The organism is Streptomyces sp. NPDC043876 (assembly GCF_056435825.1).
The window spans coordinates 228542-250372 of the sequence record NZ_JBWKDV010000003.1; the positions used below are offsets into that span (position 1 = coordinate 228542).

The 21831-nt window shown below is 75.6% G+C and carries 19 protein-coding genes; 6 read left to right on the plus strand and 13 right to left on the minus strand.

What is annotated here, in order from left to right:
* Positions 1-11 precede the first annotated feature (11 nt).
* From AC0693_RS10405 to AC0693_RS10420, 4 genes are all read right to left on the minus strand, one after another.
* On the minus strand, positions 12-1256 hold the full coding sequence (locus tag AC0693_RS10405; protein ID WP_469315741.1) for an acyltransferase family protein: 1245 nt from the start codon (positions 1254-1256) through the stop codon (positions 12-14).
* Complete coding sequence (locus tag AC0693_RS10410) at positions 1253-2341, minus strand: alpha/beta hydrolase (protein ID WP_478801487.1); 1089 nt, start codon at positions 2339-2341, stop codon at positions 1253-1255. The genes AC0693_RS10405 and AC0693_RS10410 overlap by 4 nt, the downstream gene beginning before the upstream one ends.
* A 140-nt stretch (positions 2342-2481) precedes the next feature.
* On the minus strand, positions 2482-3162 hold the full coding sequence (locus AC0693_RS10415; protein WP_356414264.1) for a response regulator transcription factor: 681 nt from the start codon (positions 3160-3162) through the stop codon (positions 2482-2484).
* The gene (locus tag AC0693_RS10420; RefSeq protein WP_468468327.1) at positions 3159-4451 is read right to left on the minus strand and encodes a sensor histidine kinase; all 1293 of its coding nucleotides are present in this window, start codon (positions 4449-4451) and stop codon (positions 3159-3161) included. Before AC0693_RS10420 ends, AC0693_RS10415 begins: the two co-directional genes overlap by 4 nt.
* A gap of 110 nt (positions 4452-4561) precedes the next feature.
* Here AC0693_RS10420 and AC0693_RS10425 point away from each other — a divergent pair, with 110 nt between their 5' ends.
* Together AC0693_RS10425 and AC0693_RS10430 are read left to right on the plus strand one after the other, a co-directional pair.
* Complete coding sequence (locus AC0693_RS10425; protein WP_478801488.1) at positions 4562-5596, plus strand: AEC family transporter; 1035 nt, start codon at positions 4562-4564, stop codon at positions 5594-5596.
* On the plus strand, positions 5593-6276 hold the full coding sequence (locus tag AC0693_RS10430; RefSeq protein ID WP_478801489.1) for a hypothetical protein: 684 nt from the start codon (positions 5593-5595) through the stop codon (positions 6274-6276). The genes AC0693_RS10425 and AC0693_RS10430 overlap by 4 nt, the downstream gene beginning before the upstream one ends.
* On the opposite strand, the gene AC0693_RS10435 is transcribed toward AC0693_RS10430, so the two are convergent.
* The 3 genes from AC0693_RS10435 to AC0693_RS10445 form a co-directional block, all read right to left on the minus strand.
* Complete coding sequence (locus AC0693_RS10435; protein WP_356414249.1) at positions 6236-7144, minus strand: serine protease family protein; 909 nt, start codon at positions 7142-7144, stop codon at positions 6236-6238. The two genes, AC0693_RS10430 and AC0693_RS10435, sit on opposite strands and share 41 nt — an antisense overlap.
* 113 nt (positions 7145-7257) lie before the next feature.
* Entirely contained in the window at positions 7258-8787 is a 1530-nt protein-coding gene (locus AC0693_RS10440; protein WP_478801490.1) for an FAD-binding oxidoreductase, read from the minus strand.
* A gap of 119 nt (positions 8788-8906) precedes the next feature.
* The gene (locus AC0693_RS10445) at positions 8907-10490 is read right to left on the minus strand and encodes an IucA/IucC family protein (protein WP_478801851.1); all 1584 of its coding nucleotides are present in this window, start codon (positions 10488-10490) and stop codon (positions 8907-8909) included.
* A gap of 220 nt (positions 10491-10710) precedes the next feature.
* Here AC0693_RS10445 and AC0693_RS10450 point away from each other — a divergent pair, with 220 nt between their 5' ends.
* On the plus strand, positions 10711-12303 hold the full coding sequence (locus AC0693_RS10450; protein ID WP_478801491.1) for an IucA/IucC family protein: 1593 nt from the start codon (positions 10711-10713) through the stop codon (positions 12301-12303).
* A 19-nt stretch (positions 12304-12322) separates the two neighbouring features.
* Here AC0693_RS10450 and AC0693_RS10455 read toward each other — a convergent pair whose 3' ends face one another.
* Complete coding sequence (locus AC0693_RS10455) at positions 12323-13159, minus strand: GntR family transcriptional regulator (RefSeq protein ID WP_478801492.1); 837 nt, start codon at positions 13157-13159, stop codon at positions 12323-12325.
* Between the two features lie 198 nt (positions 13160-13357).
* On the opposite strand from AC0693_RS10455, the gene AC0693_RS10460 reads away from it, so the two are divergent.
* The 3 genes from AC0693_RS10460 (at position 13358) to AC0693_RS10470 (ending at position 18148) form a co-directional block, all read left to right on the plus strand.
* Positions 13358-14911, plus strand: coding sequence for a beta-N-acetylhexosaminidase (locus AC0693_RS10460; RefSeq protein WP_478801493.1), 1554 nt, complete (start codon positions 13358-13360; stop codon positions 14909-14911).
* Between the two features lie 49 nt (positions 14912-14960).
* Complete coding sequence (locus AC0693_RS10465; protein WP_478801494.1) at positions 14961-16409, plus strand: cellulose binding domain-containing protein; 1449 nt, start codon at positions 14961-14963, stop codon at positions 16407-16409.
* Positions 16410-16624: 215 nt separating this feature from the next.
* Positions 16625-18148, plus strand: a complete 1524-nt coding sequence (locus tag AC0693_RS10470) for a vWA domain-containing protein (protein ID WP_478801495.1) — start codon at positions 16625-16627, stop codon at positions 18146-18148.
* Between the two features lie 76 nt (positions 18149-18224).
* Here AC0693_RS10470 and AC0693_RS10475 read toward each other — a convergent pair whose 3' ends face one another.
* From AC0693_RS10475 to AC0693_RS10495, 5 genes are all read right to left on the minus strand, one after another.
* The gene (locus AC0693_RS10475; RefSeq protein ID WP_356414234.1) at positions 18225-18590 is read right to left on the minus strand and encodes a YbjQ family protein; all 366 of its coding nucleotides are present in this window, start codon (positions 18588-18590) and stop codon (positions 18225-18227) included.
* A gap of 102 nt (positions 18591-18692) precedes the next feature.
* Positions 18693-19055 carry a DUF6204 family protein gene (locus AC0693_RS10480; protein ID WP_478801496.1) on the minus strand — a complete coding sequence of 121 codons (363 nt, stop codon included), beginning with the start codon at positions 19053-19055 and terminating at the stop codon, positions 18693-18695.
* A 43-nt stretch (positions 19056-19098) separates the two neighbouring features.
* Positions 19099-19836, minus strand: a complete 738-nt coding sequence (locus tag AC0693_RS10485) for an SAM-dependent methyltransferase (protein WP_469315752.1) — start codon at positions 19834-19836, stop codon at positions 19099-19101.
* A gap of 10 nt (positions 19837-19846) precedes the next feature.
* Positions 19847-20686: an ATP-grasp domain-containing protein gene (locus AC0693_RS10490; protein WP_478801497.1), complete on the minus strand. Its 840-nt coding sequence runs from the start codon at positions 20684-20686 to the stop codon at positions 19847-19849.
* Complete coding sequence (locus AC0693_RS10495) at positions 20683-21654, minus strand: ATP-grasp domain-containing protein (protein ID WP_469315754.1); 972 nt, start codon at positions 21652-21654, stop codon at positions 20683-20685. The genes AC0693_RS10490 and AC0693_RS10495 overlap by 4 nt, the downstream gene beginning before the upstream one ends.
* Between the last annotated feature and the right edge of the window lie 177 nt (positions 21655-21831).

Genomic DNA, 21831 nt, shown 5'->3' on the forward strand with positions numbered 1-21831 from the left:
AGGGCTCAGAATCACGCGAGCCCGAGGGCGAAGGCGCCGAACCCCGCCGACAGCAGCCCCGCCGCCGTCCGCCGCACCGCCGTCGACCTGGTCCACGGGGCCTCGAAACGCCTCGTGTACCGGGCGATCAGCACCAGCAGCGCCGCGAACACCGGCATCCAGGCCAGCCGTTCGGCGATCCACAGCGCCGAGTCCGGCGCCGTGGTCAGTCCCGCGACCGGGCCGGCGACGGCGGCGGGCACGGCCGCGGCCAGCATCGCCGTCTGGTGCCAGCACAGGACGGTCATCGCGCACAGGTTCACGACGACCACCGGCGCCCACAGGGCCGGCCGGGCCAGCAGCCGCGCGAGCCGGTCGCGGACCAGGATCGCCGCCCCCGACTGCGCCGATGCCAGCGCCAGGACCAGCAGCGACGGCGGGTGCGAATTGGTGCGGCCCGCACCCGGTACGCCGACCATCGACACCGGGTAGTGGAACACCACCAGCAGGACCGCGAACAGCGCCGTCCCGCCCGCGCACAGCAGCCGGGCACCGCGCCGCCCGATCCGGCCCTCGCCCCACGCGACACCGAGCTGGTAGGCGAACAGCCAGCCCGGCAGGATGTTCACCAGCGCCAGCCAGGACGGCACGGCGTCGGCGAAGGGCCCGTAGCGCAGGAAGTCCACCACGGCGACCGAGGCGAGGAGCGGCGCCGCCGCCCAGCCGCCGAGCCGCCGCGCCGCCCGGACGCAGTACGGGGTGAGGGCGGTCACCACCGCGTACACCCCGACGAACCACAGCGGCTGGATCACCAGCGTCGCCCCGGTCCGCAGCGTCGTCAGCGGCACCCCCGCCGCGAACAGCAGCGGCGCGGCCACCGCCCACACGGCGGTGACCCCGAGCACCGGCCGCCCCAGCCGCGCGAGCCGGCCCCGCAGCCAGGCCGCCGCGGACCCCGGGCGCCGGTGGTAGGACAGCACCGAGGCGTACCCGCCGACCAGGAAGAAGACGCCGAGCATCTGGAGCACCCAACTGGCGGGCGCCAGCGCGGGGACGGCGGACAGCGGGCTCGCGTTGTGCAGCGCGCCCGCGCCGTCGAGGGTGAACCCGCCGAGCAGCCAGTGCCCGGTGGGGACGGCCAGCAGGGCGATCGCGCGCAGCGCGTCGATCGCGCGGTCGCGGTGGGCGGGGGTGTCCCGCTCGATCCGCGCGGCCGTCCGCCGCAGCGTGCCGCGCACGGAAGCGGGCTTGGGCGCGGGGGCGAGCGTGGCGCTCATCGGGCCGTTCCCGTCGCGATCGCGGCGAACGCCGCCAGGGACCGGGTCCCGGGGACGAAGTAGCCGGTGTGGCCCTCGGCGTCACCGGCCGGGACCCGGCGGGCGCCGAAGGCGGGCGAGGTCGGGTCGGCGCCGTGCCCCAGCCCCGCGAACTCCACGTTGGGCACGTCGTCGATCCAGTCGGAGGGGCCCTTCGCGGCCCACACCCGGGCCCGGGTGCGCAGCGCGGCCGCGTCGTGCGCCCGCACGCCGGGGGAGCCGAGCACCACGAGGTCCCGCGCGTCGGTGTCGCGGGCGGCGAGCCCGCACACCACCGAGCCGTAGCTGTGGCAGAACAGCGCCGGATCCGGCGCCCCGACCGCGTCGAGACCAGCGAGGAAGCGGGTCAGCCGGGTGGCGCCGGCCTCCGCGAGCCGCCCCTGGGCCGCGTCGAGCCCCACCCCGACCGGGGTCGTGTAGCCCGTCCAGGCCACCACGGCACTCGCGTCGCCGGTGGCGGCGCGCAGGGCCTGGGCCATGCCGCCCGGCCCGCTGTACGGCTTGCGCGGAAGGTCGTACGTCGTCGCGTCGTTGTCGGAACCCGGCACGACCACGGCCACGTGCTCCGCGTGCGCCAGGTCGCCGAACACCTCGGCGACCTGACCGCGCCCGCGCGGGTCGAAGGCGAGGATCTGCCGGCCCGCCCCGGCGAGCGAGAGGTACCGGGCCTCGCCGGTGGCCAGGATCGCGATCCGGTTGGCCTGGTACCTCAGGTCCACCGGTACGCCGTCCAGATTGCCGACGACCAGCGGGTGGCGGCGTACCAGCGCCCGCGCCTCCTGCGGGTCCAGCCCGGCGAAGAACCGGGCCACCTCGCGCGGCGGGGCACCGACCGGATCGGGCAGCCGCCCCGGGAGCGTCCCGTCACCGGACCGCGGGCCGCTCTCCGCTCCGGGCGCAGGGCCCGGTTCCGCGAGCCAGGCGGCGGTGCCCGGGAGCGGACCGGTGACCGCCCGCTCCGAGTCGGCGGACGCCCAGCCGGCGGTCCCCGTGATCACCGCCACCGTCAATACCGCGGTGACCAGCGTCCTCCCGAAGCGGCGCATGCCCCTTCTCCTCTCCTCGTGTCGAGGAGGAAGGTAGGAAGAAGGTGCCGAACCGGACATCGCACCAGGGAGCCAAGTGGGATGTCATACCCGGGTAGGGGGTGGAGGAGACCCCGGCCGCCGGTGACCCGACGGGGGATTCAGGCGCCGTCGCCCGGGCGCACCAGCCCCGCCTCGTAGGCGAAGACGACGGCCTGCGCGCGGTCCCGCAGGTCCAGCTTGCCGAGGACCCGCCCGATGTGCGTCTTGACCGTCTGCTCTGCCAGCACCAGGTGGCCCGCGATCTCCTGGTTCGAGAGACCGCGCGCGATCAGCTCCAGCACCTCGGTCTCGCGCGGGGTCAGACCGTTCAGCCGCAGCGCCGGATCCCGGCGCGGCGCGGGCCGCTGCTGCACGAAGTCCGCGATCAGCCGCCGGGTCACCGAGGGCGCCAGCAGCGCCTCGCCCGAGGCCACCACCCGGACCGCCGCGATCAGGTCCGCGGGCGGCGCGTCCTTGAGCAGGAAGCCGGAGGCGCCCGCGCGCAGCGCCTCGTACACGTAGTCGTCGATGTCGAAGGTGGTCAGCATCAGCACCTTCGGCCGGTGCACCACACCGACCGCCGGCCCCAGCAGCGCGCGGGCCGCCGTCAGCCCGTCCATCTCCGGCATCCGCACGTCCATCAGCACCACGTCGGGGTGCGTGCTACGGGCCACCTCGATGCCGCGGCGGCCGTCGGGAGCCTCGCCCACGACATCGATGTCGGCCTGCGCCGACAGCAGGGCGGCGAACCCCGCCCGCACCATGGCCTGGTCGTCGACGATGATCACGCGGATGGTCAACTGGAATCCTCGGCAAGGGAGTGCAACGGCAGGCGGGCGGCGACCCGGAAGCCGCCGTCGGGAAGCGGACCGGTGTCCAGCGTCCCGCCGGTCAACCGTACGCGCTCGCGCATGCCGACCAGACCGTGGCCCGTGCCCGAACTCTCCAGCTGCACCGGGGCGCTGCGCGGCCGCCCGTTGACCACGAGCACCAGTACCTCGCCCGAGCCGCCCGCGTCGTGGCGCACCGCCACCCGCGTCGTGGCGCCCGGCGCGTGCCGCACCACGTTGGCCAGCGCCTCCTGCACGATCCGGTACGCCGACAGGTCCACCGCGGGCACCGCCTCCGCCGCCCGCGCCGCCTCCGCCGTCATCGACAACTCCACGGGCAGGCCCGCCCGTACGGTCGCCTCCACCAGCTGCTGCACCCGCGCCAGCCCCGGCTGCGGCGCCCGCTCGCCGTCCACCCCGTCGCCGCGCAGCACCACCAGCAGCCGCCGCATCTCGCTCAGCGACTCCCGGGCGCTCGACGCGATCGCGCCGAACTCCTGCCGCACCTCGGGCGACATGTCCGGCAGCCGGTAGGGCGCCGAGTCCGCCTGCACCGTGATCACCGACATGTGGTGGGCCACCACGTCGTGCAGCTCGCGGGCGATCCTGGCGCGCTCCTCCAGCAGCGTGCGCCCGGCCCGTTCCGCCTCGCTGATGCTCTCCTGCTCGGCCACCCGCCGCTGCGCGTCGCCCACCCCGCGCAGCGCTCCGGTGACCACCAGCATGACCCCGGCCAGGACGAACAGCAGCGCGTGCGTGTTCGTCACCCCGTCCGGCTGGAGGAAGCCGACGAGCCCCCCGACCACCCCGGTCGCCAGCCACACGCCGACCAGCGTCCGGATCGACTCGCGCAGCCCCAGACAGGCCATCAGCAGCAGGTACCCGATGATGATCATCGGGGTCCACGGCCAGGTCATCCCCGCGACCCGGTCCGCGTGGACCAGCACGAGCGCGCCGACCGTGTCCGCGACGATGACGACGGCCCACGCGGCCAGCGGCCGGGTCAGCGCCAGCAGCAGCGGCACGGTCTGCGCCACGGCCAGCGCGCCCGCCCAGCCGCCGCCCGCCTTGTAGTCGTTGGTCAGCACGCTGACCGTCACGGGCAGCAGGACGAGCACGGCCACCGCCGCGACCGCGTACGGCAGTCGGCGCTGCCAGCGCTTGGGGGCCTGCGCGAACAGCGGTTCCGCGGCCCGGGCCGGGGTCCGCAGCACCGCGCTCAGCCCGCGCGGGGGGCCGGACGTGTCTTCGTTTCGCATGATCCGTCCAGGGTAGGGCGTGCCGGGTGCGGCGGGCCGGGCGATAGGGTCGCCCGAGGCGCCGGGGGACGACGTCACCAGGGACGATGCGGACGTCGGGGGCTTCGGGCATGGGTGTGGTGGCGACACTGGAGAAACTGCTGCCGGTGCTGCTGGCCTTCGGCTGCGGGGCGGTGCTCGCCCGGCGCAAGGTCGTGCCGGCGGAGGCGTCCAAGGCCTTCGCGGACTACGCCTTCCTCTTCGCGGTCCCCTGCTACCTCTTCGGGAGCATCTACGCGAGCGACCTCGGCGCCCTGTTCGACTGGCGCGCGCTGTCCGGGTACGCGGCCACCGCCGCGCTGGCCGCGCTGGCGGTCGCACTGGCCGCCCGGGCCTCGGGGATACGGGAGCCGCGCGGGGTGGCCCTGCGGGTCATGGCGGGGGTCCAGGTCAACACCGCCTACTTCGCGGTCCCCGTCTTCATCACCGTCTTCGGCGACGCGGCGCCGATCTTTCCGGTGCTGCTCTTCCAGGTCTGCGTCCTGTCGCTCGTGGTCATCTCCGTCATGGAGCTGGGCCGGGCCGGTGACCGGGCCGGTGACCCGGCCGGGGGCGGCGCCGCGGCGGATGCCGAGGACGGCGCCGGCGCCGTTGCGAGCACCGCCGGCCGCGGCGCCCCCGGCCGGGACTCCCGGCCCGCCCGGCTCGCCCGCGCCGTCGGTACCTCGCTGACCACCCCGCTGGTCCTCGCCTGCAACGCGGCCATCCTGCTCAACCTGGTCTCCCTGCCCGTCCCGAAGCTGCTCCTCGACGGCTTCGCCTTCGTCGGCGACAGCGCCTCGCCCGTCGCCCTCTTCGCCCTCGGCCTGCACCTCGGCGGCGTGGGCCTCGGCCTGCGGGGCACGACCCGGGAGGAGATCGCCCTGATCGCCTTCAAGTGCCTGGGCTTCCCCCTGCTGGCCTGGGCGGTCTGCGGCGGCCTGTTCGGCGTCCGCGGCGACTGGCTGAGGTACCTGGTCCTGATCGCCGCCATGCCCACCCCGCAGAACCTCTTCGTCTTCGCCCAGCGCTACGACGTCGGGGTCGACCTCTCCGCCGCCCTGGTCATCAAGTGCTCGGTCGGAGCCCTGCTCCTGCTCCCGCTGTGGATCGCGTGGGCGTCGTGACCGGGCCCACGGCCCCGCCGCTGCTGCTAACCCTGACCGGAGGGGCCGGGGCCGGCAAGACCACCCTGGCCACCGCCCTCGCGGCCACCGCCGAGGAGGGCCCGGTCCGGGTGCTGCACGGCGACGACTACTACGCCGACTCGCCGGAGCGCGGCATCTGGCGCCCCGACGCCGGCGGCACCCCCCGCCTGGACACCGGCGACCCCCGCTCGCTCGACGAGGACCGCCTCGCCCACGACACGGCCCGCGCGCTGAGCGGGGGCGCGTTCCCCCGGCGGGGCGGCGTCGTTGAGAGCGGTATGGAAACTGGCGTGGAACTGCCGTCCGTCGCGGGGCACGGGGTGGGGGAGCGGGCCGACGCCCTCGCCGAGGCGGCCTGTCACCTGTACGACGCGGCCTTCCCCGGCGGGTGGAGCCGGACCGCCGCCGAGGACGCGGCCGAGGCGATCGAGACCACCGCGCACGCCCTGGCGCACGTCCACCCCGGGGCGGAGGTGGTCCTGGCGCCGGTGCACGTCGCCCTCGCCGCACTGCGCCGGCGCCTGGAACTCCCGCCGCCGGACACGGGGATCGCGTCCGGCGTGCCGCAGACCCCCCGCAGCGTGGGGAACCCGCGGCGCACCCGGCGCCCGCACGGGCTCATCGCGCCGCGTCGACCGCCGACTGGTACAGGTTCCTGACGTCCGTGCCGAAGTAGGCGCTGTACGAGGTGTCCGGGCTGGTTCCGCCCGTCTTCCAGCCCCCGATGACCCCGACCACGTCCCCGGTGTTCGTGTACCGGTCGAAGTTCTTCAGGAACGGGCCGCCGCTCGTGCCCCCGGGGTAACCGGTGCAGTCGATCCGCAGGAACGATCCGGGGCTGCCCGGGTCGGTACTGGTGAAGCGGGTCGTCCGGTTGACGCACACCCGGGGCCGGGCGGCCGACGCCGGATAGCCGATCAGCCGCACCTCGTCGTGCTCGTAGCCGTCGCCGGTGACCAGGCGGTTCCCGCCGCCGACCGCCTCCTGCACCGGTGCGCCCTGGCTGTTCGGGCCGACCCGGGCGAAGGCCACGTCGAGCGTGGCCGCCAGCTCCGGCCCCTGCTGCGCGTAGCGCGGATCGACCCACACCTTCAGCACCGGGAACATCCCGTACGGGCGGGGGGTCTTGGCCGTGTAGTGCGGTACGAACGCCACCTGCCGGGTGTCGGCGCCCAGCAGGCAGTGCGCCGCGCCCAGCACCAGGTCGTGCTGCGGGGAGGCGACCACGCTGGCGGTGCAGAAGTAGCCGCCGTCGTCCTTCATCACGAACATCCGGCCGACCACCGGGATCCCGTCGAAGTCCTGTCCGGCCCCCGGTCCGGCCGCCGTGGAGAGGGACGGGTCGCCGTCCAGGGCGGTGGCCGACGCCATCCGCTCCGGGGTCCAGAAGGCCTGCGCGTCCCCGGCCGTCCAGCGTCCGGGGCCGGGCGCGCGGGTCCCGGCGCCGCCCCCGGCTCCCGCGGGGACCTGCCCGATACCGACCGCGACGGAGGCCGCGGCCACCACGACAAGCGTCCGACGCAGCATCGCACCACACCGCATGCTGAATACCTCTTCTCGCTGTTGGCCGGATCCGGCGGGAGGGACCGCGGGAGCCGACGGGGCCGGGAGTGCCGGTGGTTCGGGAGGGAGTGGGGGCATCACACCGCCTGGGGGAAGTCGAAGAGACGGCCGGGGTCGTAGGAACGCTTGACCTGCGTCAAACGAGCGAGGTTGGCGCCGTAGTACGCCTCGCGCCACGTGGTGAGCTTCGGATCCGTGTAGTTCTGGTACGCGCGCCCGCTCGCCCACGGCCGCAGCCGCCGCCAGAGCCCGTCCAGCCAGGCCTGGTGGCGCCCCACGTCGGCGGACGGCGCCCCCGGCGGCCAGTAGGCGAGGTACTGGGCCAGGAACCCGGCGTCCCGGTGCGCGAAGGCCGTCGCCGCCGGATCCACCCGGTTCACCGCGCCCCCGCAGACGCCGTCGAACTGCACCACGCCGCGCCCGCCGGCGGGCACCGCCGAGGCGTAGCGCCGTACGCCGTCCAGCACGGCCGCGACGGCGTCCGCGGGCAGGCCCGTCACGGGCCAGAAGTCCGAGCGGGCCGCGTAGTCCTCCCGGCCGAGGCGCCCTTGCGGATCCTGCCCCGGCAGCCGGCCGGGCAGCCGGCACCGGGCCTGCGGCTCCTCCCGGCAGCCGGCCATCGCCCGCATGGCGTCGCCGTGACCGAGCACCTCCACGTGGCTCTCGCGGGGCGGGGCCCCGGCCTCGTCCGCCAGCCGCGACAGCTCTTCCTCCAGCGCCCGCCGCCCGTCCAGGCACACCACCCGCACCGCCGCGGGCCCGGGCGCCGTGCCGGGTTCGGCCACGAACTCGACCTGGCTCCAGAAGGGGTCCGCGAGCGCGGCCAGCCAGCGCTGCCAGCCGCGCAGCAGCCCAGCCGCGTCCGCCCACGGCCAGCGCAGCTCGGCGAGGGCGCACTCACCGGCCGGACGGGTCCGCATCCGGAACTCGGTGACCACCCCGAAGGCGCCGCCGCCGCCCCCGCGCAGCGCCCAGAAGAGGTCCGGGTCGGCGCGCGCGTCCACCTCGCGGACCACCGCGTCGGGGGTGACGATCCGGACGCCGGTGAGCTGGTCGCTCGTCGTGCCGAAGGCCCGGCCGCAGACCCCCAGGCCGCCACCGAGCGCGAGCCCCGCGATCCCGACGGAGGGGCACAGTCCGGTGGGCACGGCCAGGCCCCGGGCGGCCAGCCGCGCGTTCAGGTCACCGAGCCGGGCCCCGGCGCCCACCCGTACCTCCCCGGTCCCGGTCTCGACCCCCGCCATGGCCCCGACGTCGACGACGAGGCCGGGGCCGGTCGAGTACCCGGCGTAGCTGTGCCCGCCGCCGCGCGGCACGATGGCCACCCCCGCGCGGCGCGCGAAGGCCACGCAGGTGGCGACGTCCCCGGCATGGCGCGGATAGGCGACCGCGCCGGGCGCGACCGCGTCGTAGCGCGGCTGGAAGAGCCGGCGGGCCTCGGCGTAGTCCGGCCGGCCGGGCAGCACCACCGGCCCGTCCAGGTCGCGGGCGAGCGCCTCGAAGCCGCCGGTGCGCCGCGTCGTCCGCACACCCGCCGGCCGGCCCGCCCCGACGCAGGCGAGGAGGGCCGCGGTACCGGCGAGGAGGTGACGGCGATCGAGGCTCATGTCCCACTAGTGCCACCGCCGCCCCCGATCGCCCGGGGGACAGGGCCGGGCGCCGGGCCCGCTCCCCCCGAACGGCCCACCCCGCGGGGCCCCCGGCCCGCCGCGGAGCCGGGGCGGGCTCAGCGCACCGCGGGGGCTCCGAGCGGTGTCCCGAGGGTGGTCCACAGGTCCCCCGGCGCCCCGGGGCTCAGCCGCATCAGCGTGAGCGCCTTGGCGGGCAGCGGCCCGCCGAGCAGGGCCACCGCGTCCGGGGTGCGCTCCAGCGCGGGTGCGGCGGCGGCCAGGTCCTCGGCGAGCGCCCCGGCCGAACCCGCGAGCGCGCCCAGCGCCCCGGACACCAGCGAACCGAACAGCTTGCGGCGCAGCGCCGCCTCGTCGTCGGTCACCAGCCGCCCGGCCAGCGGCGGCGCCGGGATCCCGTGCGCGGCGAGCCGGGCCGGGCTGATCCGGATGTCGGCGAGGTCCCGGTAGACCAGGCGCAGCGGCTCCCCGCCAGGGGAGAGGACGACCAGCAGGTTCTGGCCGTGCGCCTCCAGGGCCACGCCCAGCTCCAGCACGCGCAGGCACACCGACAGCGCGAGCCGGGCGAAGGCCGCCCGCCAGGCGGGGGAGGCCGCCCGGGCGGTGCCCGCCAGGGCCCCCACCGGCACCACCCGCTCGCCGGCGGCCGCATCGGCGTACCGCTCCGGCGGCTCGCGCAGCACGGCCGCCAGGTCCGGGGTGAGCGCGGTGGCCGCGCCCAGGGTGCGGGTGACGTGCAGCCGTCCGTCGAGCCGCGCGGCCAGCGCCGCGGCGAAGTCCGACACCGCCGCCGCGGTCTCGATCGAGTACACCGAGATGTCCCGCACGGAGGAGGTCAGCCGGGTGCTGAGCGCGGTCTTCAGCTGCGGGGCGGCGCCCCCCGGGGCGCAGCCGTCCAGCGGGCCGCCCGCGACCGGGGCCAGCGACCGCAGCGCCATCAGCGGATGCCCCGCGAACTCCGGCGGGGCCGCCACGGCCTCCCCGGGGAGCCCGGGCACGTGCTCCGCCTGCCAGGGGTGCACGGGGATCAGGATCCGCGCCCCGTCCCGCAGCGCCGCCGGCCAGGCGCCGGTGACCCGGCACGCGTCCGCCCGTACGGCCCGCAGGCCCAGCGGGACGACCGGCCGGTGCTCCGGCGCGTACGCCAGCTCCTCGGCCACGGAGAAACCGGGGCGGTAGCGGCAGTTGGGGTGGTACGGATGCCCGTCGACCACCCGCTGCTCCCACTGCCAGACCTCGGCCGGGCCGCCCCCGTCCCCGTGGAGCGACTGCCCGGCCCGGGAGAGCGCGAGGGAGGCCGTACTGGCGTCCAGCTCGGCCGCGAACCCGCCGCCCTCCGGCACCCCGAGCGCCGCCATCAGGGCCGCGGCCCGCGGGTGCGCCGTGCCGTCGAGGTCCAGCTCGCGCACGTACGCGTCCCCCGCGTACGGGTCGGGGAGCGGCCCGCGCAGCCGCGCGCCGCCGGCCAGCGCCACGGTCAGCTCCCCGCCGGACACCGCGCGCCGCACCACCCACGGCAGGGGCTCGTAGGCCAGCGCCCGCCAGAGCCGGGCCAGGACGGCCGCCCGTGCGCCGGGCAGCGCGGCCGCGTAGGCCGGGCCGAGCGTCGGCCGTACGTCGCCCAGGCGGGCGGCGACGGCCTCCTCGGCGGCGGATCCGGGGGCATGGCCACTGCGGTACAGGGCAGGACTCCTTCCATCACGTCACGTCATCGTGACCGGCTCATCGGATGTGCGGGTTCTCGCATGTGCGGACCGTCATGTCATCTGCTCGTGTGCTGGTCCGCTCATGCGCCCGTCCGCTCATGCGCTTGTCCGGCCATCATCGCCCGAAGGTCACGGCGACCGCCCGGATCGCCGATACTGAAGATCACTGCCGGACCTAGAGGGAGTCCGTGGACCCTTGGAACTCAGCCCCGCCGCGACGCCCGCCACCCGTGCCGACACCCCCGCGCGCACCGCCCTGACCGCCGACGAGTACGCCGCCGCGCCGCTCCTGAACTGCCTCCTGCGCGAGGCGGCCGACCCCGCGGGCGACCGGGACGGCGTGCACCGGCTGCGCGGCAGCGGGCGGCTGCTGCGGGTCCGCGCCGGGCGCCGCCCCACCGGCCCCGAGCTGCGCGACGCGGACGGCTGGCACCCGCTCAGCCACACGGATCTCGTCAAACTCACCGCCGACGAGCTGCGCCGCTACACGGGCGCGACGAACGACGAGCTGCCCGCCGAGATGGCCGACAGCCGCGCCGCGATCGGCGCCCTGCTCGCCGCCCGCGCGGCCACCACCGCCCCGGCCGACCCGTACGTCCGCTCCGAGCAGTCGCTGCTGATGGGGCACCCCCACCACCCGGCGCCCAAAGCCCGCGGCGGCGCCCCCGCCCGGTCCTGGCTGCCCTACGCCCCCGAGGCGCACGGCCGCTTCCCGCTCTCCTTCCTCGCGCTGCGCGCGGACCAGGTGCACGAGGAGGGCGGCGCGCCCGCCGCCGAGCTGTTCGGCGAACTCGCCGACCTCGCCGGCGCCCCGCCGGTACCGCCCGGCTACGTCCTGCTGCCCGCCCACCCCTGGCAGCTGGAGCTGACCTCCGCGAGCCCGGAGCTGCTGGCCGCCCACGCCGACGGGCGGCTGCTGCGGCTGGGGACCGGCACCCGCCCGGGGTGGCCGACGGCCTCCGTGCGGACCGTGTACCTGCCCGGTCCGGAGTCCGACGTCTTCGCGAAGTTCAGCCTGGACGTCCGCATCACCAACGACGTGCGCCGCCTGTGGCGCCACGACCTGCTCGCCCTGCGCCGCACCGACGCGGCCGTGACAGCCGCCTTCGCGGCGGTGCGCGCCCGCTCCGGGACCACGGCGGCCTGGACGGCCGACCGGGGCTACCGCACCGCGTCCTTCGCCTTCGAGGAGCTGGCCGTGATGGTCCGCGAGGGGCTGCGCGCGCACCTGGTGCCAGGCGCCACCCCGCTGCTGGCCGCCGCGCTGGCGGAGGGTTCCGTACCCGGGCCGCTGGACCGGGCCGCCGATCCGGTGGGCTGGTGGCGGGCGTACCTGCGCCAGGTGGTGCCGCCGGTGCTGGAACTGTTCGCGCGCCACGGTGTCGTGCTGGAGGCGCACCTCCAGAACACCCTGATCGCGGTCGACGGCTCCGGCACCCCGGTGCAGGCCCTCTTCCGGGACGCGGAGGGGGTCAAGCTGGTCCCGGAGACCGGCCGGGCGCAGGGCTGGCAGCGGCTGGTGTACTGCCTGGTCGTCAACCACCTCAGCGAGATCGCCGGCGCGCTCGCCGACCGCCACCCGGGCATCGCGGGGGAGCTGTGGCCCGCCGCGCGGGAGGAGTTCCGCCGGTACGACGCCGCACACGGGCTCCCCGAGGTCCGGGAGCTGCTCAGCGCGCCGACGCTTCCGGGGAAGACGAACCTGCTGCTGCGCTGGACCCGCGCCGACGGCGCCGCCGCCCGCTACGTGCCGCTGGCGAACCCGCTGCGCGCACCGGACGGTCCCTGATCGCACCGCGCCGTCCGGGTCAGTTCACCGTGTGGACGTCCCCGGTGGTGGTCGAGGTGATGATCTCGCGCCGGCCGAGATCGCCCGGCGGGATGCCGGGGTGGTGGCCCGGCGTCCGTGCGGCGGCGGCCGCGCCGAGCGCGAGGCGGGACACGATGCGGTAGCGGTCGCCGCGGTAGACGGAGTGCACGTACTCCACCGGGCGGCCCGTGGAGTCCGTGGTCAGCCGCTCGATCAGCAGGGCGGGGGAGTGCAGCGGCACGTCGAGGAGCGCGGCCTCCGCCTCGTTGACGACGGTGGGTTCGATCGACTGCCGGGCCTCGTGCACGGACACCCCGTGCCGCTCGCGCAGGTGCTCGTAGAGGTCTCCGGCCTCCAGTTCCGCGGGGGTCAGGGCCGGCACCAGCTCGGCCGGGATGTGCAGGTGCTCGATCGCCATCGGGGCGCCGTCCACCAGGCGCAGCCGCGCGACGTAGAGCAGCCCCGCGCCGGGGGAGATGCGCAGCCGTCGCCCGATCCGGGCGTCGGCGGGCAGCACCGCGTGCTCCAGCACCCGGCTGCACCAGTTCCCCGAGGCCCGGCGCACCGCGAACGCGGTCTCGTCGGAGGTCAGTTCCTGGGTGATCTTGGCGGGGGCGACGAACATGCCGCGGCCGTGCTCGCGGACGAGCGCGCCCGTGGCCACCAGTTCGTCGACGGCCGCGCGCAGGGTGGGGCGGGACACCTCCAGGGCCGCGCACAGGGTGCGTTCGGAGGGGATGGCGTCGCCCGGGCGCCGGGTGTCGATCAGCGCGAGCAGGTGCTCACGGACCCGTTCCCGCTTCAGCACCGGTCCCGCGCCGCCGCCCGCAGCCATGGCCTCGTTTCCCTTCCGTCGCCAACTGGTCAGGCACATCAAACCACTTCGGTGCGTTCGAGCGCGATGAGCGCGCGGTCTTCCCTTCAAAGCCCTTGGTGTCCTTGAGGGTTGACGGCTCGACCCGCTCGTGTCACCTTCGTGCCACGCAGCTATCCAGTTGACCAATTGGTAAGCAATAGGAGGAACCACCGCGCCATGCCCACCCGCAGCGCAGCCCTCCCGCAGCTCGTCCCGCGTCCCCGTTCCCTGACCCCGCACCCCGGCCGCTTCCCCCTCGGCCCGGACACCGCACTGCGCGCCGGACCCGGCGCCGAGGACGCCGCCGCCCTGCTGTGCGAGCTGTTCACCCCCGCCACCGGCCGCCCCCTGACGCCGGCTCCCGCCGGGACCCCGGCGCCCGGCGGGGGCGGCCGGATCGTGCTGCTCCTGGACGCGGCCCTGCGGGAACTCGGCGCCGAAGGCTACGGACTCACCATCGGCCCGGACACCGTCCTGCTGCGCGCCGCCCGGCCCGGGGGACTCCTCCACGGCGTCCAGACCCTGCGCCAACTGCTGCCGCCCGCCGCCCTCGACGCGGCCGCCGGGCCGCTGCCCGGGCTGTCCCTGCCCTGCCTGCGGATCACCGACGGCCCGCGGTTCGCCTGGCGCGGCGCCATGCTGGACGTGGCCCGGCACTTCCAGCCCGTGGCGTACGTACGCCGGTTCGTGGACCTGCTCGCCCTGCACAAGCTCAACGTCCTGCACCTGCACCTCACCGACGACCAGGGCTGGCGGATCCCGGTCCCGGGCTATCCCCGGCTCACCGGGACCGGCGCCCGCCGCCGCGAGAGCGAGGGCGACGGAACCCCGCACGAGGGCGCCTACACCCGGGCCGAACTCACCGGGCTCGTCGCCTACGCCGCCCGTCGCGGCGTGATGGTCGTGCCGGAGATCGAGATGCCCGGGCACACCCGGGCCGCGCTCGCCGCCTACCCCCACCTGGGCAACCGGCCCGGCGTCATCCTGGAGCCCTGGACCCGCTGGGGGGTGTGCGAGAACATCCTCGGCGTCCACGACGAGGTGCTCGACTTCTGCCGCGCCGTCCTGGACGAGGTCATGGACGTCTTCCCCGCACCCTACGTGCACATCGGCGGCGACGAGTGCCCCGCCGCCGAATGGCAGGACTCGGCCGCCGCCCGCGAACGGGCCGCGCGGGAGGGACTGAGCGGCCCGGAAGCGCTCCACGGATGGTTCATGCGGACCATCGCCGACCACCTCGTCGCGCGCGGCCGCAGGCCACTGGGCTGGACCGGGAACGGCACCGAACTCCCCGGCGCCTTCACCGTCGCCGCCTGGCTCGACGCGGACCACGGCCGGGCCGCCGCGCTGCGCGGACACGACGTCATCATAGCGCCGTACCGTTCCACCTACCTGGACTACCCGCAGTCCGCCGACCCCGGAGAACCGCGCGGGCAGGACGGCGGCGTCCTCGACCTGCGCGGGGTCTACGACCACGACCCCGCCCCCGCGCACTGGGAACCGGAAGCCACCCGCCGGATCCTCGGCACCCAGGCCCAGCTGTGGACCGAGTACGCGAGCACCCCCGCGCAGCTCGACTACCTGGCCTTCCCCCGGCTCTGCGCCCTGGCCGACACCGCCTGGTCGGCGCACCGCGACTGGCCCGACTTCCGCCGCCGCCTGGACCACCACCACGACCGGCTCACCGCCCTCGGCGTGCGCGCCCGGCCGCTCCACCCCGACCGCACCTGAACGTCCGGTCACCGCACGGCACTTCCCCCCCCACCCGAGAGGACCCCCGATGCGCCGCCCCACGCGTACCCGCGCCACGATCGCCCTCGCCCTGGCCGTCACCGCCGGCCTCGGTTCCGCCTCACTCGCCACCCAGACCGCGAACGCGGCGGCCGACTCCGTCAAGGTGCAGTACCGCACCGGCGCGAGCGGAGCCACCGCCGACCAGGCGGAACCCTGGTTCAAGGTGGTCAACACCGGCTCGGCGGCCGTCCCGCTGAGCCAGGTGACCTTCCGCTACTACTTCAAGGCCGACGGCCCCGCGGCCCAGTACCGCTTCGCCTGCTCCTGGGCGGTCAGGGGCTGCGCCAACGTCACCGCCTCCTTCGGCGTCCTGGACCACCCCACCGCGACCGCCGACCGCTATCTGGAGATCGGTTTCGGCGCGGGCGCCGGATCCCTCGCCCCGGGCGCCGACACCGGGGACATGCAACTGCGCTTCCACCGCGCCGACTGGCAGCCCCTGAACCAGGCCGACGACTACTCCTTCGACGCGGGGCACGGCGCGTACGGCGACTGGGACAAGGTCACCGCGCGGATCGGCGCCGCCACCGTCTGGGGCACCGCTCCCACCGGGAACGGCGGCGACCCGACCCCGACCCCGACGGGCCCCACCCCGACGCCGACGCCCACCGGTCCGGCGCCCACCGGAGCCACCCTCTTCGACGACTTCTCGTACACCTCGCACAGCGACCCCGCGATCGCCGCCCACGGCTGGAACGTGCGCTCCAACTCCGGCGGTCCGGGCGTCCCCGGGGCCACCTGGGCCCCCGAGAACGTCACCTTCGCGGCGGCGGGCGGCGGCAACACCGTCATGAACCTGCAGACCTCCACCGCCGGCTCCGGCGAGAGCACCCGGCAGACCGAAGTCCTTACCCGGGCGGCAAAGTTCAAGAACGGGACCTACGCGGCCCGGGTCAAGTTCGCCGACGCCCCGGCGTACGGCCCGGACGGCGACCACCTCGTCCAGACCTTCTTCACCATCAACGACCTCAAGGCCCCCATGGCCGACGACTACGCCGAATACGACTTCGAGTACCTCCCCAACGGAGGCTGGGGCGAGCCCGGCAACATCCTCTACACCACCTCCTGGGAGACCTACCGGCCCGACCCCTGGGAAGCGGTCAACCAGCACACCGAGGCCCGGAGCAGCTACGCGGGCTGGCACGACCTCGTCGTCACCATCGACGACCACGCCATCACCTACTCCATCGACGGGCAGACCTTCGGGACGCACGACGCCCGCTACCTGCCCGAGCGGCCCATGTCGATCAACTTCAACCAGTGGCTGATCGACCTGAACGGCCGGCCGGGCACCACCGCGCGCGCCTACGACCAGCAGGTCGACTACGTCCTGCACGTCAAGGACCAGGTGCTCACCCCGGCCCAGGTCGCCGCCCGGGTCACCGCCTACCGCGCCGCGGGCAGGGCCTTCGAGGACACGGTCCCCGGCAGCTGACCGCCGCACGGCACACCGACGGCTCCCTCCCCGCGCCGCGCGCACGGGGAGGGAGCCGTCGGTCGTGACCCCGGCGAGGCCAGAGCGTGATGTTCCGCCTGCCGTTGTCGCTTCGAGACGCATTCGCAACGGCTCCGACTCGTCCGGGACGCCTGCCGGGGCGTCACATTCACCAGAACGGCACGCGCCCGTCCCGGCCAACGGAGGAGCACCGCATGACCTTTCGCGTGAGGACCCGCACCAGAGCGGCCGCCGCGCTCGCCCTGAGCGGCGTGCTGCTGACCGGCTGCGCAGCGAGCGGCGGTGGGCACGGCTCGCACAGGAGCGGATCGGGAACCCGTTACGCCGCGCCCGACGGCGGCGGCCGGTCCGCCGGCCAGGGGGAGGACGGGGGAACCGGGCGCACCGCACCGCCCGCCGACCACCTCTCCACCTTCGCCCTGGACGTGGACACCGCCAGCTACGGATTCGCCCGCCGCACCATCGGCGCCGGGCGGCTGCCGGACCCGCGCACCGTCAGACCCGAGGAGTTCGTCAACAGCTTCCGCCAGGACTACCGCCGCCCGGAGGGCAACGGCTTCTCCGTCACGGTCGACGGCGCCCGCACCTCGGCGGACGACTGGTCGCTGATGCGGATCGGGCTGACCACCAGGGCACCCGCCCCGGACGCGGTCCGCAAGCCCGCCGCGCTCACCTTCGTCGTCGACATCTCCGGCTCCATGGCCGAGCCGGGGCGCCTGGACCTGGTCCGCACCTCCCTGGAGCTGATGACCGACCGGCTGCGCGACGACGACTCGATCGCCCTGGTGACCTTCAGCGACACGGCGAAGACCCGGATCCCGATGACCCGCCTCGGCGGCCACCGCGAGCACCTCCACGAGGTCGTCTCCGGTCTGCGGCCCGCCCGTTCCACCAACGTCGAGGCCGGGGTGACCCGCGGCTACGACGAGGCGGTGAAGGGCCTGCGCGAGGGCGCCACCAACCGCGTCGTGGTCCTCTCGGACGGCCTGGCCAACTCCGGCGACACCTCGGCCGACGGCATCCTCGAACGCGTCGCCGCGGCGCGCGAGGACAAGGGCATCACCCTGTTCGGCGTCGGCGTCGGCAGCGACTACGGCGACGCCCTGATGGAGGCCCTCGCCGACCGCGGCGACGGGCACACCACCTACGTCTCCGACACCGACCGGGCGCGGCAGGTCTTCTGCGAGGACCTGCCCGCCCAGATCGACCTGCGGGCCCGCGACGCCAAGGCCCAGGTGGCCTTCGACCCGCAGACCGTGGAGAGCTTCCGGCTGATCGGCTACGAGAACCGGCGGGTCGCCGACGAGGACTTCCGCGACGACGCGGTGGACGGCGGCGAGGTCGGCCCCGGCCACAGCGTCACCGCCCTGTACGCCGTCCGTACGCGCCCCGGGGCCGCCGGGCACGTGGCGACCGCCACCGTCCGCTGGCTCGACCCCGCCACCCGGGCCCCGCACGAGGAATCGGCCTCCGTCGAGGCGGCCGCGCTGACCGGCCGCGCCTGGACCGAGGCCGACCCCCGCTTCCAGGTCACCGCCGTCGCCGCCTACTTCGCCTCGGCGCTGCGCGGGCGCGCGGGCGGCTGGGAGCCGGTACCGGGCGCCCTGCCGCTCGACCGGCTCGCCGAGCAGGCCTCGGGGGCGGCGGAGCTGACGCAGGACGCGGACGTGCGGGGGCTGGCCGACACCGTCCGGCAGGCGTCGCGGCTGACGGGCTGACGGGCTGACGAGTGGGCGGGGCGCCACCGCCGTCCGGGAGGTTCGCGATCCGGTACGGCGCCGGGGGGCGGCCCGCCTACTGCGGAGTGATGACGACGGCCGTCCCGTAGGCACACACCTCGGTCCCCACGTCGGCGGCGTCGGTGACGTCGAAGCGCATCGCCAGCACCGCGTTCGCGCCGCGGGCCTGGGCCTGTTCGACGAGCCGCTCCATGGCCTGGTTGCGGGTCTGCACCAGGGTCTTCGTGAGGCCCTTCAGCTCGCCGCCGAGCATCGATTTGAGACCGGCGCCGATCTGGCTGCCCAGGTTCCGGGAGCGGACGGTGAGGCCGAAGACCTCGCCGATCACCTTCTGCACCCGGTAGCCCGGGACGTCGTTCGTCGTGACGACCAGGACCGGAGACTGGTCCGCGGCGCCGCCACCGTAATCATCGATTCCCATGCGGCCACTCTCCCGTCGCACCCGCGCGCCCGCATCCCGGGGAGCCGGGACGGGACCGCGCCGGCGGCCCCGCGCGGGTGGAGCGGGAGGCCGGTCCGGGGATCACGCCGTCGGCAGCGCCGCCGCCGCGCGCCGCCCGCGCTTGCCGAGCGGTGCGAGGGACATGTCCTGGGCCTGGGACCGGATGTTCTTGAACCCGTATCCCCGCTCCTCCAGCCAGGCCTCGGCGGCCAGCTCGGCCCGCGCGCCCGCGTCGAGGATGTCCTCCTCGCTCTCGCCCGACTCCAGGAAGCGGAAGGTGAAGAAGGGACGGGCGCCGATGTCGTAGCTGAGGTGGCCCTCGGGGGTGAACTCCGCCCGCAGCATGTCGTGCTCCGGGGCGCGGGCCGCCAGTTCGGCGTGCTGCTCGGGGGTCAGCCCGTCGAAGGCGCCGCGGACGGTGACGCGGAAGGTGCGAGTGCTCATCCGCCGACTGTAGGACGGGCCCCGCGGTGTGCGCACCACCTTTTCACCCGGCCGTCCGGCGCAGCACCAGCGTCAGGAAACCGAAGCTCTCCCGATAGGTGTGCAGCCACTCGGCGCGGCGTTCCGCGGCCGTCGCCAGCGCCTGCGCGCTGTCCGGATCGTCCGGGTGGTCCAGGGCCCAGCCGGCCAGCGTGCCCCAGCAGGTCCACTCGTAGTCGTCGAGTTCCCGGCGGGTACTGACGTGCCCGTACACCGGGGTCCAGCCGGCCGCGGCGACCAGGTCGAGGGTGGCCGCCAGGTCGGCGTACTCCCCGAGCATCTCGACGGCCTCCGGGGAGGGCTCCCGCTCCCAGAAACCGTCGCCGATCAGCACCCGCCCGCCCGGCGCCAGGTGGGCCGCCGCCGCTTCGAGGGTGGGCAGCAGCCCGCCGAAGGCGTGGCTGGACCCGACGTTCAGGACCAGGTCGAAGGAGTGCGGCGCGGTGAAACCGGCGGCCTCCTGCTGGTGGAGGACCAGCCGGTCCTGCACGCCGCGCTCGCGGGCCGCCGTGGAGGCCTGCTCCAGGGCCTCCGGGGACACGTCGACCCCTTCGGCCCGGACCTGGGGGTGGGCGGAGAGGGCGCGCAGCAGCCATTCCGCCGTGCCGCAGCCGAGATCGAGCAGGCGCGCGCCGCCGTGGGCCACGCCGTGGTCCAGCAGGCGCCGCACGGACTCGTCGTCGAGCGGGGATTTGACGGGGTGGTGGGTATGGGCGATGCGGGAGATCTGCTCACGGTTCATGGCCGCACCCTCACATCGGGGCCGCGCGTCCGCATCCGGTTTTTCGCGCCGCGCCCCGGCTCCGGCCCGCCCGGCGCAGCGCCAGCGATGCCAGCGCCTCGCAGGCCCCGGCCTGGCCCCGGATGCCCGGGAAGGCGTTGACGTCCACGATCAGGGGGTCCCCGCCGCCGGCCGCGATGATGTCCACGCCGTACACGTCGAGGGCGAAGGCCTCGCCGACCGCGCGGACCAGGTCGGTCCAGCCCGGCGGCAGTTCGGCGAGGGGGAGCGGCAGGTTCGGGCCGCGTCCCCCGGGGGAGAGTTCGGACCGGCGCAGCGCCGCGAAGACCCGGTCGCCGACCGCCCACAGCTTGTGGTCCCAGCCGTTGTTGGGCGCGAACTCCTGCACCACGACGGGTTCTCCGGCCCAGGTGGCGGCCAGGGCGGCCAGTGCGGTGGCGTCGTCGACCCGGGCGACCAGGTCGCCCCGGCGGCTGCGCAGGCTCTTGACCACGACCGGTCCCGCGAGCGGAGGCCCCGACACCAGTGCGGCCAGGGAGGGGTAGGCGCGGGTGGCGGCGAAGGGCAGCCCCGCCCCGCGGGCCAGCTCCGCCATCGCCGTACGGTCCTGGCAGAGCGCGGTGGCCGCCGCCGAGTTGAGCACCGGAGCCCCGAGCGCCTCCGCCTCCCGGGCCAGGGCGAGGGCGCGCGGCGTACGGGACTTGAGCAGGTACACGTCGGCGGGCGGACCCGGCAGCTCCGTCACCGTGCCCGGATCCAGCGCCTCGACCCGGTGGAGCGGCGCGAGCAGCCCGGCGGCGCCCGCCAGCAGCGGGTGCCCGGGGTCGGGGGTGATCAGCCCGATCCTCACAGGCCCTCGCCCGCCGCCACGGCTGTCGGAAGGACCGCCGGCGCGGCGCCGGGCAGCGCGACCGCCACGGCCGGTACGGTCGCCGCCGGCGCGGTGGCCACGGTCACCTGCGCCGGGATCGACGGCGTGCGGGGCGCCGCGACCGCGCCGCCGGGCGCGCCCGCCCTGGCCAGCCCGAGCACCGCGCGGGCCACCCGCGCCGCAGCGTCCGGCACCTGGCGGAAGCTCGGGAAGTCGTTCACGTCGACCACCACCGGCCCGTCGGGGCCGAGGATCACGTCGACGCCGTACAGGTCCAGCCCGTACACCGCACCCACCTGCCCGGCGATCGCGGCCACTTCGGCGGACAGCGGTACGCGCCGCTCCCGTACCGAGTGGTCGGGGTGCAGGGGCGAGCGGCGTTCGGTCGCGTGCAGCTCCCCGCAGACGCTGTACACCTTGATGTCGGTGCCCTTGTTGGGTACGTACGGCTGCGCGATCAGCATGCCCTCGCCCGCCAGTTCCGCCAGCATCGCGGCCAGCCGGTCCGGGGAGGACACCAGGTACACCGCCCGGCCGGAGCTGCCGTCGGCGGGCTTGACCACCAGCGGGTATTCCGAGGCCGGTATCTCCAGCAGGAGTTCGGGCCGGGCCACCGCGTAGGTGGCGGGCAGCGGCAGCCCGCGGCTGCTCCCGAGGGCGGCGGCGAGCGCCTTGTCGCGCACGCCCCGGATCGCGCGGGCGTCGTTGACCGTGGTGGTCCCGGCCCCCGCGGCGGCTTCGAGGAGGGTGAGTCCGGGGCCGCCGGACACGGTCTTGAGCACCCAGGCGTCGTGCGTGCCCGTGCGGACCGCCTCGGTCATGCGCAGGAGGGAACCGCCGGGCCGCACCACGTCCACGTGGTGGCCCCACGAGGTCAGCCGACCGATCACCTCGTTCGGCATGCCGTCATGGCGGTACTGCTCCTCCACCAGAAAGCAGAGCCTCATGGACCTTCCCTGTCTGCCCGGACATCGACCGGTCCGGCCCGGTGAGTTGTGACGTCATAGGATGTCATGAACCGCCACGAGCCCGGCATCGGTGCCGCCTTCCCGGTGTCCACGGCGAGCGGAGCCCGCCCGGTACGGCATCCCGCGTCCCGGCCCTCCCGTCAAGGGGTGCGGTGC